The sequence below is a fragment of the Bacillus sp. S3 genome, from assembly GCF_005154805.1.
In the GTDB taxonomy this organism is placed as follows: Bacteria; Bacillota; Bacilli; order Bacillales; family Cytobacillaceae; genus Neobacillus.
Genome location: NZ_CP039727.1, coordinates 3,479,445 through 3,497,941, shown reverse-complemented (window position 1 = coordinate 3,497,941; position 18,497 = coordinate 3,479,445). Strand labels below are relative to the sequence as shown.

The window sequence follows — 18,497 nt, the reverse complement described above, 5'->3', positions numbered from 1 at the left end:
TGACGTGGCAGAACAATGGTTAGCCAGTGTTGATCTTGGCGGTACAACTACTAAAATAGCTTTTATTACGATGGATGGAGAAATTGTTCATAAATGGGAAATTCCAACCGATAATTCCAATGATGGCCGAAATATTACGATCAATATTGCTCAGGCACTCTCGGAACAACTTGATGAGCTTGGTGAGACACATGACAAGCTGGCAGGAATCGGGATGGGTGCCCCTGGACCGGTGGACTATGAAACTGGAATTATTTTAAATGTGGTTAATTTAGGCTGGCAGGATAATTATCCGCTTAAAGACAGTCTTGAAGCCGCAACTTCTCTCCCGGCGGTGATTGAAAATGATGCAAACTGTGCGGCATTAGGCGAGATGTGGAAGGGCGCCGGCAACGGTGCCAGGGATCTTGTTTGTGTCACATTAGGAACTGGTGTTGGCGGCGGCGTGATTGCAAATGGAAATATTGTTCAAGGGATAAATGGTGCAGCAGGCGAAATAGGTCATATTACAGCCATTCCCTTTGGAGGAGCCTCTTGTAATTGCGGAAGGACAGGCTGCCTGGAAACAATTGCTTCAGCAACGGGAATTGTCCGGTTAGCAATGGCAGAACTTACTAAAAATGAATTATTAGGTGAATTGAGCGAGCTGTTTACGAAGAATGGAAAAATCACTGCTAAGGATGTATTTGATTCCGCCAGAAATGGTGATCAAGTATCCAAAAAAGTATTAGGTGAGGTATCCTTCCATTTAGGATTTGTTTTAGCGAGTATAGCTAATACATTAAATCCGGAAAAAATCGTATTAGGCGGCGGTGTCTCGAAAGCAGGATCCATTTTATTAGAAGCCGTCAATGAAAATTTCGCAAAATTTACCTTTTCGGCCGTAAGGGATTCCACAAAACTAGCATTAGCTACTTTAGGAAATGATGCGGGTGTGTTAGGAGCTGCCTGGCTTATTAAAAATAAATTAAATCAATAATCCTTTTTAAAGAAAAGCCCGCATAAAGCGGGTTTTTATCATTTTTTCCTTAATCCCTCATATGATTCTTTATGATGGGAGGAGATGGAAATGGAGATTATTGTACGCTCTGAAGATACACTGTCCTATTTCGGCAATTTATTCATGGTGCCCGTTCATTTGATTATAGATTCTAACCCAAAAGTAGATCCAGATAACCTAAGACCAGGAGAGAAAATTCAAGTGCCAGGTTATATTTCTGTTCCCTATACAATAAAAGAGGGGGATACCTTCTGGAAAATAGCCGACGAAAAAAATCTAGCGGTTGATTCACTTTTACTACTTAATCAAACTAAGGATGCTGATCATTTATTAGTGGGTGAGACCATTTTTTTGCCTGAAAAAATAAATTCTCCATTTACAGAGACTAACTTTCCGAGTGATTATAAAAGACTGGTTAAAATAATTAATAATCTAAAAAGAGTTTATCCATTTATTGCAGTAAACACAATTGGCAGGAGTGTTATTGGTCATCCAATTCATGAAATCAGGATTGGAAAGGGGGCTAAAAAAATACATATGAATGCCTCCTTCCATGCAAATGAATGGATAACAACGATGGTTCTAATGAGCTTGGTTAACCAATACTTACTATCTTTAACAAATGGGACATTGATGAAAGGCATTACAGTCAATAACCTGTATAAAGAGGTCGAGTTATCGATCGTTCCGATGGTCAATCCTGATGGGGTAGACCTTGTTTTAAATGGTCCGCCTTCCAATTATAGAGATTCTGTAATAGATATAAATGAAGACAGCGATGATTTTATCCATTGGAAGGCGAATATTAATGGAATTGACTTGAATAATCAATTTCCGGCTAATTGGGATATTTGCAAGGAGTATAAAAAGGTCAACGCACCTGCACCAAGGGACTTCCCTGGGCACGCACCGTTAACTGAGCCTGAGGCAGCTGCTATGGCTCAATTAGCAGAAGACCAGCTATTTGATTGTGTCCTCGCCTTCCATACCCAAGGAGAAGAATTTTATTGGGGCTACGAAGGGTTTGAACCTAAGGAATCCGAGCATCTTGCGAAGGAATTTGAACGAGAAAGCGGATATCAGGCGATTCGCTATGTAAACAGCCATGCGGGATTTAAGGATTGGTTTATTCAAGAATTTAAGCGTCCGGGTTTTACACTTGAGTTGGGCAAAGGGATTAATCCGCTGCCACTTTCACAATTTCCCCGGATACTTAAAAGTGCAGAAGCGATCTTTATTGCAGCTATTACCATTCAATAGTGGACCTTTCACTTGTAATATCGTTAGGTACTGATTACAATTAGATATCATTAGTGTATGGATTGTGATTAAAGCTGATCTTCTCCGGCTTTTTTTCTATTTTTTTAATATGTTTGAAAATATTGAAACATTTTTGTTAAAAAAACGTACTAACATTTGAAGGTATTTGGGGGAGGGATTTCAATAAATTGTATCAGCTAAAACGTATTAAACGAATTTTCATTATACTAATGTTATTTGTATTGACCCTCCTATTTGTTGCCTGCACGAATAAGGGGCAGCCTAACCATACAATACCAGCTAAAAATGAAAGGCCTAAAGAACCTGCTGCCGCTCTTGGACAACAATGGAAATTGCCTATCTCCATTCCAAATGGCGAAGGTGAATTTTACAAAATCGCCGGCTGGCTTTCTGATAGTGAAATAGTTTATATTACCAACCTTGAACAAACTTCAGACGTATTTCGTTACAATCTATTATCAGGTAAAAGTGAATTAATCTTAAAGAGCGAGAATCCCATAGTTACTGTACAAATTAGTCCCTCGCGCAACAATCTTTTGGTCCATTCCTCACCGTCCTCTTATGAAGGAATCGTCACCATAATTAATCTTAATGGAACCGAATTATGGAAGAAGTCGTTTCCATCCTATGAACTAGTGTTTGAATGGAATCCCTATAATGAGTCTGAGGTTTTTGTTTCAAAATTTGATGAGGATTGGAGTTTCCAACTATTTTTACTTAACATGAAAAACAATAACCTTACCGATATTACCTTACCACAGCCATTTGTAAAATGGATAAATGAAAAAGAGGTTGCCTTTTTAGATTGGGATGAAGATAATCCATCATTATTTGCCCCGCTTACCGTTAAAGAACTAGAAAATGGCTTTGAAAAAACGGTGTTCCCGTCGGCCACCCAGTTTTCAGCTTTTCGAAATCTGCTGATGACGATCTCAGTTAACGAGCAAGATCAGACACTGGCTGACTATTCATTTTTTGATAAAAAAATGAAAAAACTAGATACATTTTCAATCCCGCAGTTAACAAAGTTTTCTGATTGGCTAATTCCTTATTATGATTTCAATCAAGAGAAGGAAGAATTTATTACCTTTAAACCCTTGCGTAGTGGTGATTTTGATTCCTATTCAGACGGTTTTCAGCTGGAAACCCATAACTTTAGGAAAGGAAACAGCAAATTGATTATGGAGGGATTGGAAAATAAACCAATCTACTTTTCACCAGCTGGTGATGCTCTGCTGTATGGCTACCAGTTTGAACAAATAATCGATTTAAAAGCGAAAAAGATATATGATTTACAGGAGCAATAAAAAAAGACTGTCAAATCGACAGTCTTTTTTTTAATGTGTTCCAGTAGGATAACCTGAATTTAAAACGGTCATGACTGTAAACCAGCCGAAAACCAAAAATGATGCTACACCCCAAAATGCGCCTAAGAAGTTTTTGTTCTTTAATGCGCTGAATCCGCCAATTGCAGCAAGAATCGTTACAAGCGCAAAAATAATAACTAATCCCATGATTAAACCCCCTTTTAGTATAATCAGGCTAAAAGCCTAACATCTTCGAAAAAATTATGTAACTATATTATATACATTCGACTCTTATTTTATAGTTTTTTCTCGCATTTGTCGAGGGCAAAAATACAGGAATGTAAGAGCTTTGATTTCTTTATTCTATTGTTTACTGTAAAATAATAATTATCATTGTATTGGAGGAACTTTATTATGAAATGGCAGCAAATTCCCTTAGGGGCATTGCAAACAAATTGTTATATAGTTGAAAATCCCGACCGGAAATGTTTAATTTTTGACCCGGGCGGGGAAGGAAAAAAGCTGATTCATTTGTTGAACGAAAGAAAATTACAGCCGGTTGCGATTGTTTTAACACATGCGCATTTTGATCATATCGGTGCAGTAAATGTGATAAGAGATACATATAAAATTCCAGTTTATCTTCACAAACTAGAAGAAAAATGGCTGGGGGATCCCGCATTAAATGGTTCCCAGTTGTTTATGCATGTTGAACCTATTCGCGTAAATTCTGCTGATCATATTATTACCAAAGAAGGTACAATGAAAATCGCTGATTTTGAGTTTGCTGTTTTTCATACACCGGGACATTCGCCCGGCAGTATCTCTTGTTATTTCGAAAAGGAGGGGTTTGTTATCTCTGGTGATGCCCTATTTCAGGGCAGTATTGGCCGCACAGACCTGCCAGGAGGGAATCATGATCAGCTATTAAAAAGTATTCACGACAAGCTGTTAACCATGCCAGAAGAGACCTATGTATTGTCAGGTCATGGACCTGTTACGACGATTGGTGAGGAAATGGATCACAACCCGTTTTTGAATGGCTTTTAAAGACAAATAGAAAAACCCTTCTCACCGATGAGAAGGGTCTTTCTGGGGGATGTTCTTATTTCATATAATGGGAGGGGATATTGTTAAGCTACTACCCTTACAATATAATAAAGTTAACACTATGTCAATAGTGTTAAATAAAAAGGAGTTGCCATGAATACATATTTACAAACGTTAATTTCAAATTCAGAAGCGGGGTTCATTTCTTATGCTGACTATATTGAGGCGGCACTCTACCATCCAGAATTTGGTTATTATATGAGGGACAAACAGAAAATCGGGAAGAAAGGAGATTTTATTACAACTAGTAATATTTCTGATGTATATGGCAGGCTGGCAGCAAAGTGGTTTTCCAGTATTTGTGTAAAAACGAATCTGCCGCCAGTATTTTGTGAAATAGGAGCAGGTAATGGCCGCTTTGCAAAAGCTTTTTTGCAGGAATGGAACGAATCGATAAAAGCCCCTTTACAATATTTCATTGTGGAAGGCAGTCCATATCATCGGAACCTACAAAATGAATTACTACCATCCGATTTTTCTATTGTACAAGTGGTAAGTCTGAACGAGATAGGGCCATTCGAAGGGATGGTTTTTTCAAACGAACTTTTTGATGCCCTCCCTGTCCATGTGATAGAAAAAAATAATGGGCAGCTATTCGAGATAATGGTAGGGGTCCAAGAAGAGAAATTGTACGAGCAGAAAATCCCATTAACCAATCCTGAAATTCATTCTTTTTTAAAGGAAAGTAAAATAGAATTAAAAGAAAATCAGCGGATTGAAATTCCATTAGCAATGGAGAAAATGGTGAAAGAGATTTCAGCTGTTCTAATTAAAGGTATGGTTGTGACAGCTGATTATGGTTACACAAACGAGGAATGGATGGACCCAAGAAGGATACAGGGAAGTCTAAGAGGGTATCTTCAACACCAGATGATAGATAATGTCTTACAGAATCCTGGAGAAATGGATATCACCACACATATCCATTTTGATTCTCTCATTCAAAAAGGCGAGCTGTTTGAATTGCAATTGGTAACAAAGTTAAGGCAAGATGAATTTTTATTAAAAGTAGGGATTCTCAACGAATTAGAAGACCATTATGACCCAAATCCATTTTCCGAGGTGAGTAAACGGAATCGGGCAATTCGCAGTTTAATCATGCCTTCAGGGATGAGTTCTTATTTTCATGTAATTGTTCAACAGAAAGGGCTGCAATTAAGTGAAAACGACGTGTTTTCTGAATGAAAAGAAAAAAAGCCGGAGCTAATACTCCAGCTTTTTTCTCAATGTCCTCCGCCAAGCGGCATCATGAACGTAGTCCAATATGTGAAGCCTGCGAAGAAAACTGTTAAATATGCTCCGAACACCCATAAATACATACGCTCGGAAAGTTTAAGATAGCTCAACAGAACGAAGAATCCTGTTTGGGCTAAAAATAACATCGCTGTTTTATCCATATCACCTAGATAAAACATAACGGTAAAAATGCCCGTCCAGAAACCACAAACTCTGAACATGCGATCCATATGTATCCCTCCTTTTACCCCATCGATACCATCATTACAATATTATAATGTAAAAGGAGGTGTAATGTAAATAATGGTTTCGAATTAGTTTGTTACAAGTGCTTGATATGAGCAAGTATCACAGCCGGAAATCATGTTTTCTTTTTCAATTAATTCAACGGTATTGAAAAGTGCTCCAAACATTCCTTTCAGGAATTCATGGTGCATACTGCACACTGTTTCGGTATGTTCTTCTGCCACTTCTTTAAAGGGGCAGTTGAAAATTTGGAAATAGATTTTTGTTTGATCACCGTTTGCTTCAAATTCCGGGTAAAAACCTGCTAAGGTTGAGGCACTTTTTAATATTGTTAGCTTTTGATCAAATGTTAATTCCTCTCCGAGCGATTTTTTGACCATTTCTTGTTCAATAATTTCTGTACCAAATCGTTTTCCGGTTAAGAAAAGGGCTTCCTTCCCAACGTCCCCAAGAGAAATCATCGTTTGAATGGCTACTTTTGAAAGAAGCATATAGTCACGGTATGGGAAATGAAGCTGAATGACATCGTCTGATAAACGATACAAACGGCTTGGCCTGCCGCCTTTCCCTGTTTTCTTAGTCTCAGATGCTAACATGTTCACATCTTCTAGCTTTGATAAGTGCAGTCTTGCAACGTTTGGATGAATATTAAAATTTTCTGCCACCTCTTGAACAGTAACTTCTTGATGTCGCTTTGTAATGTATTGATAAATGTAGTAACGTGTTGGATCTGATAAAACGTTTGTTATTTTTAATGTTTGTTCCATCTCTGTTCACCTCTGACCCCCATAATTTATTCCATTATAATACAGCAATTATAACAAGGGAATGAAGTTAACAAGTTTAACACTATATGTTTAGAAAATGTTCACAATTACTGTCTATATATTGTAACAATCATAAATAAATGTTGTATATTTTAGGGAAATTGTAGTTTGTCAATAGTGTATGTTTAGGAAAAAAGGAATTTAAACTAACTTTTCAAGAAAAAAATATTTTTTTAAAAATAAAGAAGGAAAAGAATGAACCATGTCGAAATATATGCAAAGACAAAATAAAAAGGTGGTGTTACCAATTGTTAGTGCGATTGAAATTTTAGCGAATCGGATTATCACAGATGCAGCACGGAACCAAGCGACAGATATTCACATAATACCGCGAAAGAAGGACACACTTGTTCAAATCCGTTTAACCAACAAACTCATTCCCCGGTTATCCCTTCCAAAAGATGAATGCGACAGATTAATCTCACACTTTAAATTTACAGCAAATATGGATATCGGTGAAAGAAGACGCCCCCAAAGCGGTGCCATTTTTTGTGAGGTAGACGGACAATTAATGGGGCTCAGGCTTTCAACACTCCCCTCTAACAACAGAGAAAGCCTCGTCATCAGGTTATTACCCCAACAAGAACAGATTCCATTCCACCAGCTTTCATTATTCCCGGCAATGACGCGGAAATTGCTGGCCCTGCTCAAGCACGCCCATGGCTTAATCATCTTTACCGGTCCCACCGGCAGTGGGAAGACGACTACTCTCTATTCTCTTTTAAATGAAACAGCCCACTTATTTCATCGCAATGTCATCACATTAGAAGATCCTATCGAAAAAAACTATGACTCTGTTCTTCAGGTACAAGTGAATGAAAAAGCAGGCGTAACCTATGCTGCTGGTTTAAAGGCGATTCTTCGCCACGATCCCGACATTATCATGGTTGGAGAAATCAGGGATGCTGAAACCGCTAAAATTGCCGTCAGAGCGGCCCTTACAGGGCATTTAGTACTCTCAACTATGCATACAAGAGATGCCAAGGGAGCAGTTTACCGCCTCCGTGAATTTGGTGTGAATTGGCTGGAGGTCGAGCAAACATTAATTGCGGTAACCGCTCAAAGACTAGTAGAACTTACGTGCCCATTCTGCGAAGGTGAATGTTCGCCCTTATGTTATTCCTATGGAAGGTGGAAACGAGCGAGTGTGTTTGAACTGTTGTCTGGAAGAAATTTAAACACAGCGATGAAAGCGGCAAAAGGGGAAAAAGTCGAAACACATTACAGAACCCTTAGTAAGGTGATTAACAAGGGGATTGCACTTGGATACATTCAAGAGTCGGAGTATGAACGGCTGGTGTTTGCTGATGAAACCACGTAAATGGCCCATGAATGAACAAGCTAGTTTCTTGAAGAGAACAGGGGAATTATTAGCACGGGGCTATCCAATTGCAGAAGCAATTGAGTCGATAGCATTACAATTACCGTCGAAAAGAAAGGAGGAATTAAATGGATGTTTGATTGAGTTAAAAAACGGCACCCCTTTTCATGATGTCCTAAACAATTTGGGGTTCCACAAAGATTTAATTGGTTATGTATATTTTGCGGAACAGCATGGGAGCTTTGCTGATGCCTTGTTAGAAGGGAGTGAACTCGCACTTTTAAAGGATAAAGATGTGCGGAAACTTCTTAAATTACTCCAATATCCAATATTATTAATGTTTATTACCGGTTTACTTTTTATTTTCATTGAAAATACATTGCTGCCACGGTTTACAACACTTTTTTCCTCACTCGGTCTTGAAGCAAATTTTTTCACGAAGGTCATCTATGCTTTTGACCAGTATTTCCCGATTGTAATCGGTGCGGTGTTAGTGCTCCTCTTCCTGACAGCAGTCTATTACTTTTTTGTATTTCGAAAACTCTCCATCCTGCAGCAAAGGTCACAGCTTGTACGAATCCCAATCGCCGGCAGGGTCCTCAAATTGCTCTTTACTCACTACTTTTCCATTCAACTAAGCTTCTTATTATCTGGTGGAATTTCGGTCTCTGAAGCACTAATTCTTTTCGAAAAGAATGGGCGGCAGCCTTTCTATAGCCGAGTAGCTGAAGAGATTAAAATAAAGCTTGTTACCGGAGAAAAATTAGAATCAATTTTAGCAGCCTTTTCGTTTTTCGAAAAGGAATTTCCGATGATTATTAAACATGGCCAAGAAAATGGAAAATTAGAGCAAGAACTGTTGTTTTTCAGCAAACACTGCGTCACAAACATGGAAGAAATGATTGAAAAAAGTTTAAAAACTATCCAGCCCCTTCTTTATTTGTTTATTGGATTTCTCGTTGTATCCATGTATTTAGCGATATTATTACCAATGTTCCATTTGCTTGATGGAATATAAAATGGAGGAATAAACATGTTGAAAAATGAAAAAGGCTTTACGCTCATTGAAATGATGATTGTTATGCTTGTCATCTCTGTGTTATTAATTGTCACCATTCCAAATGTCGCCAAACATAATTCAAATATCAATAACAAGGGCTGCGACGCATACGTGAAAATGGTACAAGCACAAGTTCAAGCGTATAAAATGGATAAGAACAAAGTGCCAACCCTTGCAGAACTTAAGTCAGAGGGATATATAAATCAAGAAGCAGCAGGCTGTCCAAACGGAAAAGACGTCATGATTGATACTGAGGGTAATGTCACGGCAGTTGCAAAAGTAACTAATCCATAATGGACAACCGCGAAAAAGGATTTACCCTAATTGAGTCTTTAGTCGTTTTTTCCATTTTTATGATTATTTCCTCCATTACCGTTTTTTTCTTAAAGCCGCAGCACACGGTAATGGAGGATAAGGTTTTTTTAACTCAATTACAAGCAGATCTGCTGTATGCACAGCAATATGCAATTTCACACCAGCATGAAGTGTCAGTCACATTTCAGCCAAATAACTATCAATATTATATGATTACACGATCGGATCATCCCGCTTTTCTCGTGAGGAAATATTCTTCAAAAGTTTTGCTAAGGGAAGGTTCTATCCCATTGTATTTCAAATTCTTAAGTGACGGAAATGTTAACAGGTTTGGAACCATCCTTATCTATACCCCAAAAAAGAATTACAAACTAACCGTTTTGATTGGAAAGGGACGGTTTTATGTTGCGGAACAATAGTGGTTTTTTTTTACTAGAATTGTTGTTATCACTGTCAGCTTTGTTCATGCTGAGTTTATATTTGCTGCCATTATTAATGGAGTTAAGGGAACAATCCTGGCAATTAAAAATAGAGAATACAGCGCGAAAGCTTATGTATGAAGAATTGCAGGCAAAGATTAGTGATGGTCAATCCTTTAATAATTACTCCATCATTCGAAATAAGGTGGAGTACAAAATCAATTGGAATGATTTAGGATTGGACGGCCGAAAGGAGGTGTGTGTGAAGGTTGAAAAAATTAGTACCCTCCCGGAATGCAAAGTTTGTGGTGTACTCGAATGAGAGAGCTTTTACTCTTATTGAAGTTTTGATTGCCTTTTCAATCTTTTCCACCATTATTTTCTTTATGTCCCCAATTTTTCAAATACTACTTAACACAAAAAGTAATGACAGCAATTTACAGGCAATGGAATGGGAGGTATTTTCCAGCCAAATAAAAAAAGAAGTACGGCTTGCTTCACGGGCGGATGTTAGCTCGGGGCGTTTAATCCTCACAAAGGGTTCGGAGATCATCCAAATTGAGGTGTATGGGACGAATATCAGAAGAAGGGTGAATTCAACTGGGCACGAAATAATGCTCCAGAATGTTTCTCAATCGTCGTTCTCCGTCACAAATAACGTTGTTAAAATCAATGTTACAGACATCAGGGGTAAAGAATATGCAATTACATGCTATCCATTAATCAATTGGAATGCAGGCCAATGAAATATAACGAAAAAGGGTTTACCTACCCGCTTGTCTTGTGCCTGCTTATCATATTTCTGTTATTTTTCTCGATGCAAATTGAACAATTAGTTACAGAAAGAAAAATGGCTCACGAAACAACTTCGATCCTGCAACAGGAATATTATTTACTTTCTTCAGTGAAAAAAATGGAATCGGCAATACAAAATAATGGTATGAATCCATCAAAGGGATCGATTGTCTATGTAAATGGAACCATGGACTACCAAGCCGAAATCCCGGCCGGATCTGCCCAAAAAATAACCTTCACGCTTCGTATGAATTCCGGTGAAACCATCTCCGGTTATGGAACATTTGATACGAAATCAAAAAAAATGGTCAAGTGGGTGGAGCTTAAATGACTTGATTGAATTCTCTTCAAAATGGATATAATGTAGGTGTACAAAAAAGGCAGGTGTGTCCATGAAGACAAATGATTATGTAAAATACATGACCCAAACCATTGTAAAATATGTTGACCAGCCAAAAGATGAACGAAAACGACTTCGGATAGAGAAAAAGCAGACAAAGGCGGATTTTTGGTATCGATGGTTTGGGATATTACCCTATATCCTTTATTCAGAAGTGAAGAAGAAACGGAAACTCTAAAAAGTTGACTCCAAATTGTGAATAAACCCTATAATAAAAAGTCCATTACATTAAAACGAGGTGTAATGGACCTTTTGTTTCTTTATATAGCATTTTCTGTTAGATAAAAGAGGCCTCCATTGATGAACGAGATGTTTATTTTTGGTTCATACTGTTCCTGGAGAGCCTTTTTTTCTGTCTCGTAGCTTTCGTTCTCTTCATCTACGTCCTCATAGAAATGATTTAAGAGGTTTAAATCCTTATCCCAGCGTTTTTTTGCATCCTCTGCCCATGAGTGATCCTCTTTTTCAATGACTGATTTCAAATAGTTTTCAATTCTTAACATTCCGCTTTTCGGTCTAACTAATGGCGATAGAGTAAAGGAGTAGTCGGGTATTTTTGGTGTCAGCGGTATTTGCATTAATCGGTCGTGAAAATCCTCAACCATATGGCCATTAATCAACTGTAAGCCAATCGATTTAAAGACATCCCGCTTTCGGTCACATTGATAAGAGATCTTTACATTCATGCACAACCATGGCAGCAAGGGTGTTTGGCTGCCATGAAAGGAATGTTTCTCATAAAGGCGAATGTAACTGGCAAGACTTTTTGTTGATTCGAAAATTTGATGCAAACGCGGTGAACCAAAATGAATCGTTTCACCCTTAATATTTTCAGGGGCTTTTTCTTTGTTCGTGATAAAGGTAAGACGCATTGGATTTGGAACGCCGCCTGTCTTTTCTAAATAGTGCCAGTAAAATGGCCGGTTCATTAGTTCTTTATCAAGTTCGATTGTTAACTGGACTGTAAAATGACCAGCGTTATTTTCGACAATTGGGCACTCGTTTGCTTGAAAATAATCCAAAAGGAAGTCATGAATTTCCTGCTGCTGCATGTGAATCACCATCCTTCATGGTTTGAGCAAATTCAATCATTGATGATAAATTCTCCATCTTGATTCTCATTTCGCCTTCAGACGCGGATTGTCCAAAAATATCAATTAAATGATCTTCTATATTGCCAAATTCCAGCTTTGTTAAAATATCATCAAGCTCACCAATGACTTTTTCAAATAAATGAATCTTTTCATAAAGAAGCTTTAAGATATGTTCTTCAACCGTGTTCTTGATGGCGAAATTGTAAATCATTACATCCTTCTCCTGGCCAAGACGATGAATTCTTCCAATCCGCTGTTCGAGCCGCATCGGATTCCAAGGTAAATCAAAATTAATGATATGATTACAGAATTGGAGGTTAATTCCTTCACCGCCGGCTTCTGTTGCAATCAGTACCTGTGCATGCTTTTGAAACAATTCCCGCATCCAGTCCTTTTTCCCGCGCTTAAAGCCCCCGCGGAACGGTACAGAACTAATCCCATGCTGTTTTAAAAACCATTGCAGATACATCTGTGTCGCCCGATATTCGGTGAAAATGATAACCTTGTCATTAACGTTTTTAATTAATTCAAGAGCTTTTTCTGCTTTCGAGTTTTGCTGGACAGCTTCTACTTTTTGGATTAAAAACTGAATTTGATCCTCGAAGGCCTTAGTTGGATTCTCCTTTTTTTGGAGCATGTTTTTTAACGTATAAAATACAGCTTCCCTGCTGCTGCATGCCTCCCTCTGCAGCGTCATCACAGAGAACGCACTTGTCTGCGCCCAGTCCCCTTCGTTTTTGAGAGTGTTAATTGCTTGATAAAGCTCCTTTTCCGGTGGTGAAAATTCAATTGGTATCGTTTCCACATGCCGTTTCGTCCACTCAATTCCTGTATCGGCACGACGGTTGCGGATCATCACCTTGTTGACTAATTCCTTCAAATGTTCGTCATCATTTAACGATCGTGCATCTCGTTTGTATTTCTCATAGAATGCTGTTTCACTGCCTAAATGTCCGGGTTTTAGCAGGGAAACAAGATTAAAGATTTCCTCGATTCTATTTTGAATCGGTGTTGCTGTTAATAGTAAACAAAATTTCTTTTTTAGATTTTGCACAAATTCGTAGTTTTTCGTTTTATTATTTTTTAGTTTGTGTGCTTCATCAATAATAATGAGATCATAGTCCTGTTTATAAATAATATCCCGATGGGGGTTACGCTTTGCCGTATCGATGGATGAAACAACGACATCACATTGTTCCCATACATAACTTTTCCTTTGTGTAATCGCAGGGATGAAAAATTTGCTATTCAGTTCAATTGCCCATTGAGTGACCAAAGAAGCTGGGACAAGAATCAGTACTTTTTTCACTAAACCTCGTATCATGTACTCTTTTAAAATTAAACCGGCTTCAATGGTTTTTCCAAGTCCTACCTCGTCAGCCAGAATCGCTTTTCCATTCATGTTTTCAATTACTTGTTTTGCTGTTTCGAGCTGGTGTGGGAGGGGTGTTAAATTTTGCAGGTGATTAGGTGCTTGTAATCCCACGAATTCAGGGATTACTAAATGTTTTTCAACCCCGATTGCCAGCTTGAATAACTCCCAGTTCCCCCATGGCCCGTCGTTGTCAATTCTATGTAAAAAATCATCCTGCCAAGAGGAATCAAATTCAATTTTGACCGACATCATTTCAGCTCCTTTTCATGTAAAATGTTATTGCCCAATGTATGGGTTTAATGGTAGGATGATAATAGCTTTGAAAGTTTTAAATATTTTAATAAGGTAATTTATTTTTTAAGTATAATTAGTATGACCAAATTGGAAAATATTATAATGCGAATGATAACAAGGGGAGAGACTACCTTTGTAGCGCCGAAGGAGCAAGCAGAAATGTGAATCTCTCAGGCAAAAGAACTCTTGTTTGACGCAGCTCTGGAGAGTGCTGGTCCAATTCGGCCAGCCACCAAAGGGGAAAACCATTTAGGTAAACTTTCAGGTGCAAGGACAGAGACCTTCTTTCGTTAAAGGGAGGTTTCTGTCCTTTTTTGCGCCCTTTTTCAGAATGTTTACCCTTTTTGTTGTTTTTCACTAATCCAAAACTGAATAGTAATATTTCCTGATTTTGTTATTAGTTCAATCTTTTTTAAAGAGTCATTTAAAACAAATTAATGAAGTGATGAGTGAAGGGGGACTTTAGGATGACAGAATTAAAACGTACTCCACTTTTTGAAGTGTATAAAGAAAATGGCGGGAAAACCATCGATTTTGGCGGTTGGGAGCTGCCTGTACAATTCTCCAGCATTAAGGAAGAGCATGAAGCAGTCCGAAATCGTGCTGGCCTGTTTGATGTATCCCATATGGGAGAAGTGGAGGTAAAGGGATCTGACAGCTTGCCTTACTTACAAAAATTGATGACAAACGATATTTCGAAAGTGAAAAACGGCGGTGCCCAGTATACAGCAATGTGCTATGAAAACGGCGGCACGATCGATGATTTACTTGTTTATAAAATCGAGGACGAACATTATCTTTTAGTGGTAAATGCTTCTAATATTGAAAAGGATTACAAATGGCTTGAAGAGCATCTAGAAGGTGATGTCAGCATCGAAAACCTTTCAGAAAAAATGGCTCAACTCGCTATTCAAGGACCTCTTGCCGAGAAGGTTTTGCAAAAACTGGCGCCTGACACAAATTTAAGTGATATTGGCTTTTTCAAATTCCAGCAGGATGTAAACATAAACGGCAAAAAGACTCTTGTATCTAGAACGGGGTATACCGGTGAAGACGGCTTTGAAGTGTATTGTGATGCAAATGATGTTGTCGAACTTTGGAGAGCGATTTTACAAACTGGTGAGGAGGAAGGGATTCTTCCGTGTGGATTAGGTGCGCGTGATACCCTGCGTTTTGAAGCGAATTTAGCCCTTTATGGTCAAGAACTTTCACCAGACATTTCACCGCTTGAAGCAGGAATTGGCTTTGCTGTGAAATTAAATAAGGAAGCTGACTTTATTGGTAAAGCTGCGTTAAAACAGCAGAAAGAAAATGGATTATCAAGAAAACTTGTAGGAATTGAAATGATTGACCGCGGAATTCCTCGTCACGGTTACGCTGTTTATAGCGGAGATGAGCTGATTGGCGAGGTTACTACTGGCACACAGTCACCAACTTTAAAGAAGAATATTGGACTTGCCCTCATTAAGACAGATTTTACCGGGATTGAAACCGAAATCGAAGTTGAAATTCGCGGGAAACGATTGAAGGCATCAGTAGTTCCAACACCTTTTTATAAAAGAGAAAAGTAAACGAAGGAGGGAGTTAGGTTTATGAAACATCGCTATTTACCTATGACTGAACAAGATAAGAAGGCTATGCTTGAAACCATTGGTGTTTCTGCAATTGATGAGCTGTTTAGCGATATCCCGGAAAAAGTAAGGTTCAAGGGTGAGTACAACATTAAAGCGGCAAAGTCCGAAACCGCGCTCATGAAAGAGCTTTTTAAATTAGCAGATCTTAACGCCGATCTTAAAAGAAATGTTTCTTTTCTAGGGGCTGGTGTTTATGATCATTACATGCCTGTAATCGTTGATCATGTGATATCTCGTTCCGAATTTTATACGGCTTATACACCATATCAGCCGGAAATTTCACAGGGTGAGCTGCAGGCAATTTTTGAATTTCAAACGATGATTTGTGAACTGACAGGGATGGATGTGGCAAACTCATCGATGTATGATGGCGGAACTGCTCTTGCTGAAGCTGCAATGCTTAGTGCCGGTCATACAAAAAGGAAGAAAGTTGTTGTATCAAGTGCTGTTCATCCTGAATATCGTGACGTTCTTAAAACGTACGCAAAGGGCCAATATATAGAAGTGGTAGAAGCTCCTGTTAAAGACGGAGTAACAGATATAGAGGCGCTAACGGCATTGGTAAATGATGAAGTTTCCGCAGTCATCGTTCAATATCCAAATTTCTTTGGCAGAATCGAACCATTAAAAGAGGTTGAGGAAATTATTCATGCGCATAAAGGTTTGTTTGTAGTAAACAGCAATCCATTATCTTTAGGGGTTCTAACTCCTCCAGGGAAATTTGGTGCAGATATTGTCATTGGCGATGCACAGCCGTTTGGTATTCCAACTGCATTTGGTGGACCGCACTGCGGATATTTTGCAGTAACGAACAAATTAATGAGAAAGGTTCCGGGACGTCTTGTCGGCCAGACTGTGGATGATCAAGGACGCCGTGGTTTTGTATTGACACTCCAAGCGCGTGAACAGCATATTCGCCGTGAAAAAGCGACTTCAAATATCTGTTCAAACCAAGCGCTAAACGCCCTTGCTGCAGCTGTTGCAATGACAGCATTAGGTAAAAAAGGTGTCAGGGAAATGGCCGCAGCCAATTTACAGAAGGCACATTATGCAAAAACAGCTTTTAAAGAAGCTGGGTTTGAAGTCGTTAACGATGGATATTCCTTCAATGAATTCGTTGTAAAATTTGACAAACCGATTAAAGAAATTAATCAAAAATTATTACAAAGAGGAATTATTGGGGGCTATGATTTAGGCCGCGACTATTCTGAACTTGCTAGTCATATGCTGATAGCCGTAACAGAACAGAGGACGAAGGAAGAAATCGATACTTTAGTGAAAGAATTGGGGGATCTGCATGCATAATCAAGACCAAGCGCTCATTTTTGAAGCTAGCACACCCGGCCGAATCGGATACAGCCTTCCGGAAATGGATGTACCAGAAGTAGATGTCTCAAGTCTTCTTCCTAACGAGTACCTTCGTTCGGAAGAAGCTGAACTCCCTGAGGTTTCTGAGCTTGATATCATGCGCCACTATACGGCTCTTTCAAAAAGAAACCATGGCCTTGATTCAGGATTTTATCCGCTAGGCTCTTGTACGATGAAATACAATCCAAAAATTAATGAAAATGTTGCCCGATTTAACGGTTTTGCCCATGTACATCCGCTTCAGGATGAAAGCTCTGTCCAGGGTGCACTCGGCCTATTATATGATTTACAGGAGCATTTAATTGAAATTACCGGAATGGATGAAGTAACATTACAATCGGCTGCCGGCGCACATGGAGAGTGGACAGGATTGATGATGATCCGTGCCTACCATGAGGCCAATGGTGATCTTAACCGGACAAAAGTAATTGTTCCAGACTCTGCCCATGGGACAAATCCTGCTTCTGCCACCATTGCAGGGTTTGAAACGGTAACCGTTAAATCAACTGATAAGGGTTTGGTTGACCTAGAGGACTTAAAGCGTGTTGTCGGTGATGATACAGCTGCCCTTATGTTAACAAACCCAAATACACTTGGATTATTTGAAGAACATATTCTTGAAATTGCTGATATTGTTCATGATGCAGGCGGAAAGGTTTATTATGACGGGGCGAACTTAAATGCCGTTTTATCGAAGGCTAGACCTGGAGATATGGGCTTTGACGTCGTTCATTTAAATCTTCATAAAACCTTTACAGGCCCGCACGGCGGCGGCGGCCCTGGTTCCGGCCCCGTCGGAGTGAAGGCGGATCTCATACCGTATTTGCCAAAACCAATTATTGCAAAGCGCGGCGAAGAATTTATACTTGACTATGATCGTCCGCAATCAATTGGCCGTGTTAAGCCGTTCTATGGAAACTTCGGCATTAATGTTCGTGCCTATACGTATATCCGTTCCATGGGACCTGATGGATTAAAGGCTGTAACAGAGTATGCGGTATTAAATGCTAACTATATGATGAGAAGATTAGCAGAGCATTACGATTTACCTTTTGACAAACATTGTAAGCACGAGTTCGTTCTTAGTGGAAAGCGTCAGAAAAAATTAGGTGTCCGTACGTTGGATATTGCGAAACGCCTGCTTGATTTTGGCTACCATCCGCCAACCATTTACTTCCCGTTAAATGTGGAAGAATGTATCATGATTGAGCCGACTGAAACGGAATCAAAAGAAACGCTTGATTCTTTCATTGATATCATGATTCAAATTGCCAAAGAGGCGGAAGAAAATCCGGAGGTTGTTCAAGAGGCACCACATACAACTGTTGTCGGACGCTTGGATGAGACAATGGCCGCTCGTAAACCGATTTTAAAATACCAAAGAGCTTAATACTGAAAAAGGTCAGATTCGATGC

Annotated in this window: 21 protein-coding genes and 1 riboswitch; of the genes, 16 read left to right on the top strand and 5 right to left on the bottom strand. The window is 39.0% G+C overall.

Annotated elements, in window-relative coordinates; genetic code table 11:
* Positions 1-4 precede the first annotated feature (4 nt).
* The 3 genes from FAY30_RS16975 to FAY30_RS16965 all read left to right on the top strand — a co-directional run bounded on the left by FAY30_RS16975 (position 5) and on the right by FAY30_RS16965 (position 3,588).
* Positions 5-979, top strand: a complete 975-nt coding sequence (locus FAY30_RS16975; protein ID WP_149870980.1) for an ROK family glucokinase — start codon at positions 5-7, stop codon at positions 977-979.
* 90 nt (positions 980-1,069) lie between these two features.
* On the top strand, positions 1,070-2,260 hold the full coding sequence (locus tag FAY30_RS16970) for a M14 family metallopeptidase (protein ID WP_149870979.1): 1,191 nt from the start codon (positions 1,070-1,072) through the stop codon (positions 2,258-2,260).
* Positions 2,261-2,448: 188 nt separating this feature from the next.
* The gene (locus FAY30_RS16965) at positions 2,449-3,588 is read left to right on the top strand and encodes a YqgU-like beta propeller domain-containing protein (protein ID WP_190284675.1); all 1,140 of its coding nucleotides are present in this window, start codon (positions 2,449-2,451) and stop codon (positions 3,586-3,588) included.
* Between the two features lie 30 nt (positions 3,589-3,618).
* Here the strand turns inward: FAY30_RS16965 and FAY30_RS16960 are convergent, their stop codons facing one another.
* A complete protein-coding gene (locus FAY30_RS16960) occupies positions 3,619-3,795 on the bottom strand; it encodes a DUF2759 domain-containing protein (RefSeq protein ID WP_149870977.1) in 177 nt (58 codons plus the stop codon).
* A 207-nt stretch (positions 3,796-4,002) separates the two neighbouring features.
* On the opposite strand from FAY30_RS16960, the gene FAY30_RS16955 reads away from it, so the two are divergent.
* Both FAY30_RS16955 and FAY30_RS16950 read left to right on the top strand, forming a co-directional pair.
* The gene (locus tag FAY30_RS16955; protein ID WP_149870976.1) at positions 4,003-4,638 is read left to right on the top strand and encodes an MBL fold metallo-hydrolase; all 636 of its coding nucleotides are present in this window, start codon (positions 4,003-4,005) and stop codon (positions 4,636-4,638) included.
* Positions 4,639-4,791: 153 nt separating this feature from the next.
* Positions 4,792-5,883, top strand: a complete 1,092-nt coding sequence (locus FAY30_RS16950) for a class I SAM-dependent methyltransferase (protein WP_149870975.1) — start codon at positions 4,792-4,794, stop codon at positions 5,881-5,883.
* Between the two features lie 38 nt (positions 5,884-5,921).
* Here the strand turns inward: FAY30_RS16950 and FAY30_RS16945 are convergent, their stop codons facing one another.
* The gene (locus tag FAY30_RS16945) at positions 5,922-6,164 is read right to left on the bottom strand and encodes a DUF2626 domain-containing protein (protein WP_007086339.1); all 243 of its coding nucleotides are present in this window, start codon (positions 6,162-6,164) and stop codon (positions 5,922-5,924) included.
* 84 nt (positions 6,165-6,248) lie between these two features.
* Positions 6,249-6,947, bottom strand: a complete 699-nt coding sequence (locus FAY30_RS16940) for a helix-turn-helix transcriptional regulator (RefSeq protein WP_149870974.1) — start codon at positions 6,945-6,947, stop codon at positions 6,249-6,251.
* A gap of 262 nt (positions 6,948-7,209) precedes the next feature.
* Here FAY30_RS16940 and comGA point away from each other — a divergent pair, with 262 nt between their 5' ends.
* From comGA to FAY30_RS16900, 8 genes are all read left to right on the top strand, one after another.
* Entirely contained in the window at positions 7,210-8,328 is a 1,119-nt protein-coding gene (gene comGA, locus FAY30_RS16935) for a competence type IV pilus ATPase ComGA (protein ID WP_223820795.1), read from the top strand.
* Positions 8,315-9,346, top strand: a complete 1,032-nt coding sequence (gene comGB / locus FAY30_RS16930) for a competence type IV pilus assembly protein ComGB (protein ID WP_149870973.1) — start codon at positions 8,315-8,317, stop codon at positions 9,344-9,346. The genes comGA and comGB overlap by 14 nt, the downstream gene beginning before the upstream one ends.
* 15 nt (positions 9,347-9,361) lie before the next feature.
* On the top strand, positions 9,362-9,682 hold the full coding sequence (gene comGC / locus FAY30_RS16925) for a competence type IV pilus major pilin ComGC (protein ID WP_149870972.1): 321 nt from the start codon (positions 9,362-9,364) through the stop codon (positions 9,680-9,682).
* The gene (gene comGD, locus FAY30_RS16920) at positions 9,682-10,122 is read left to right on the top strand and encodes a competence type IV pilus minor pilin ComGD (RefSeq protein WP_149870971.1); all 441 of its coding nucleotides are present in this window, start codon (positions 9,682-9,684) and stop codon (positions 10,120-10,122) included. Before comGC ends, comGD begins: the two co-directional genes overlap by 1 nt.
* Positions 10,106-10,444 carry a hypothetical protein gene (locus tag FAY30_RS16915; RefSeq protein WP_190284674.1) on the top strand — a complete coding sequence of 113 codons (339 nt, stop codon included), beginning with the start codon at positions 10,106-10,108 and terminating at the stop codon, positions 10,442-10,444. Before comGD ends, FAY30_RS16915 begins: the two co-directional genes overlap by 17 nt.
* Positions 10,392-10,868, top strand: coding sequence for a competence type IV pilus minor pilin ComGF (gene comGF, locus FAY30_RS16910; protein ID WP_223820794.1), 477 nt, complete (start codon positions 10,392-10,394; stop codon positions 10,866-10,868). Before FAY30_RS16915 ends, comGF begins: the two co-directional genes overlap by 53 nt.
* Positions 10,865-11,248 carry a competence type IV pilus minor pilin ComGG gene (comGG, locus tag FAY30_RS16905; protein WP_190284673.1) on the top strand — a complete coding sequence of 128 codons (384 nt, stop codon included), beginning with the start codon at positions 10,865-10,867 and terminating at the stop codon, positions 11,246-11,248. The genes comGF and comGG overlap by 4 nt, the downstream gene beginning before the upstream one ends.
* A gap of 61 nt (positions 11,249-11,309) precedes the next feature.
* Positions 11,310-11,495, top strand: a complete 186-nt coding sequence (locus tag FAY30_RS16900; RefSeq protein ID WP_149870968.1) for a YqzE family protein — start codon at positions 11,310-11,312, stop codon at positions 11,493-11,495.
* 82 nt (positions 11,496-11,577) lie between these two features.
* Here FAY30_RS16900 and FAY30_RS16895 read toward each other — a convergent pair whose 3' ends face one another.
* Together FAY30_RS16895 and FAY30_RS16890 are read right to left on the bottom strand one after the other, a co-directional pair.
* On the bottom strand, positions 11,578-12,369 hold the full coding sequence (locus FAY30_RS16895) for a YqhG family protein (protein WP_149870967.1): 792 nt from the start codon (positions 12,367-12,369) through the stop codon (positions 11,578-11,580).
* Positions 12,347-14,035, bottom strand: a complete 1,689-nt coding sequence (locus FAY30_RS16890; RefSeq protein ID WP_149870966.1) for a DEAD/DEAH box helicase — start codon at positions 14,033-14,035, stop codon at positions 12,347-12,349. Before FAY30_RS16890 ends, FAY30_RS16895 begins: the two co-directional genes overlap by 23 nt.
* A gap of 153 nt (positions 14,036-14,188) precedes the next feature.
* Positions 14,189-14,276: riboswitch (glycine riboswitch) on the top strand.
* 271 nt (positions 14,277-14,547) lie between these two features.
* Here FAY30_RS16890 and gcvT point away from each other — a divergent pair.
* The 3 genes from gcvT to gcvPB are packed head-to-tail and all read left to right on the top strand — an operon-like array spanning position 14,548 to position 18,472.
* Positions 14,548-15,651: a glycine cleavage system aminomethyltransferase GcvT gene (gene gcvT / locus FAY30_RS16885; RefSeq protein WP_149870965.1), complete on the top strand. Its 1,104-nt coding sequence runs from the start codon at positions 14,548-14,550 to the stop codon at positions 15,649-15,651.
* Between the two features lie 21 nt (positions 15,652-15,672).
* Complete coding sequence (gcvPA, locus tag FAY30_RS16880) at positions 15,673-17,019, top strand: aminomethyl-transferring glycine dehydrogenase subunit GcvPA (protein WP_149870964.1); 1,347 nt, start codon at positions 15,673-15,675, stop codon at positions 17,017-17,019.
* On the top strand, positions 17,012-18,472 hold the full coding sequence (gene gcvPB, locus FAY30_RS16875; protein WP_149870963.1) for an aminomethyl-transferring glycine dehydrogenase subunit GcvPB: 1,461 nt from the start codon (positions 17,012-17,014) through the stop codon (positions 18,470-18,472). The genes gcvPA and gcvPB overlap by 8 nt, the downstream gene beginning before the upstream one ends.
* The last annotated feature ends 25 nt before the right edge of the window (positions 18,473-18,497 follow it).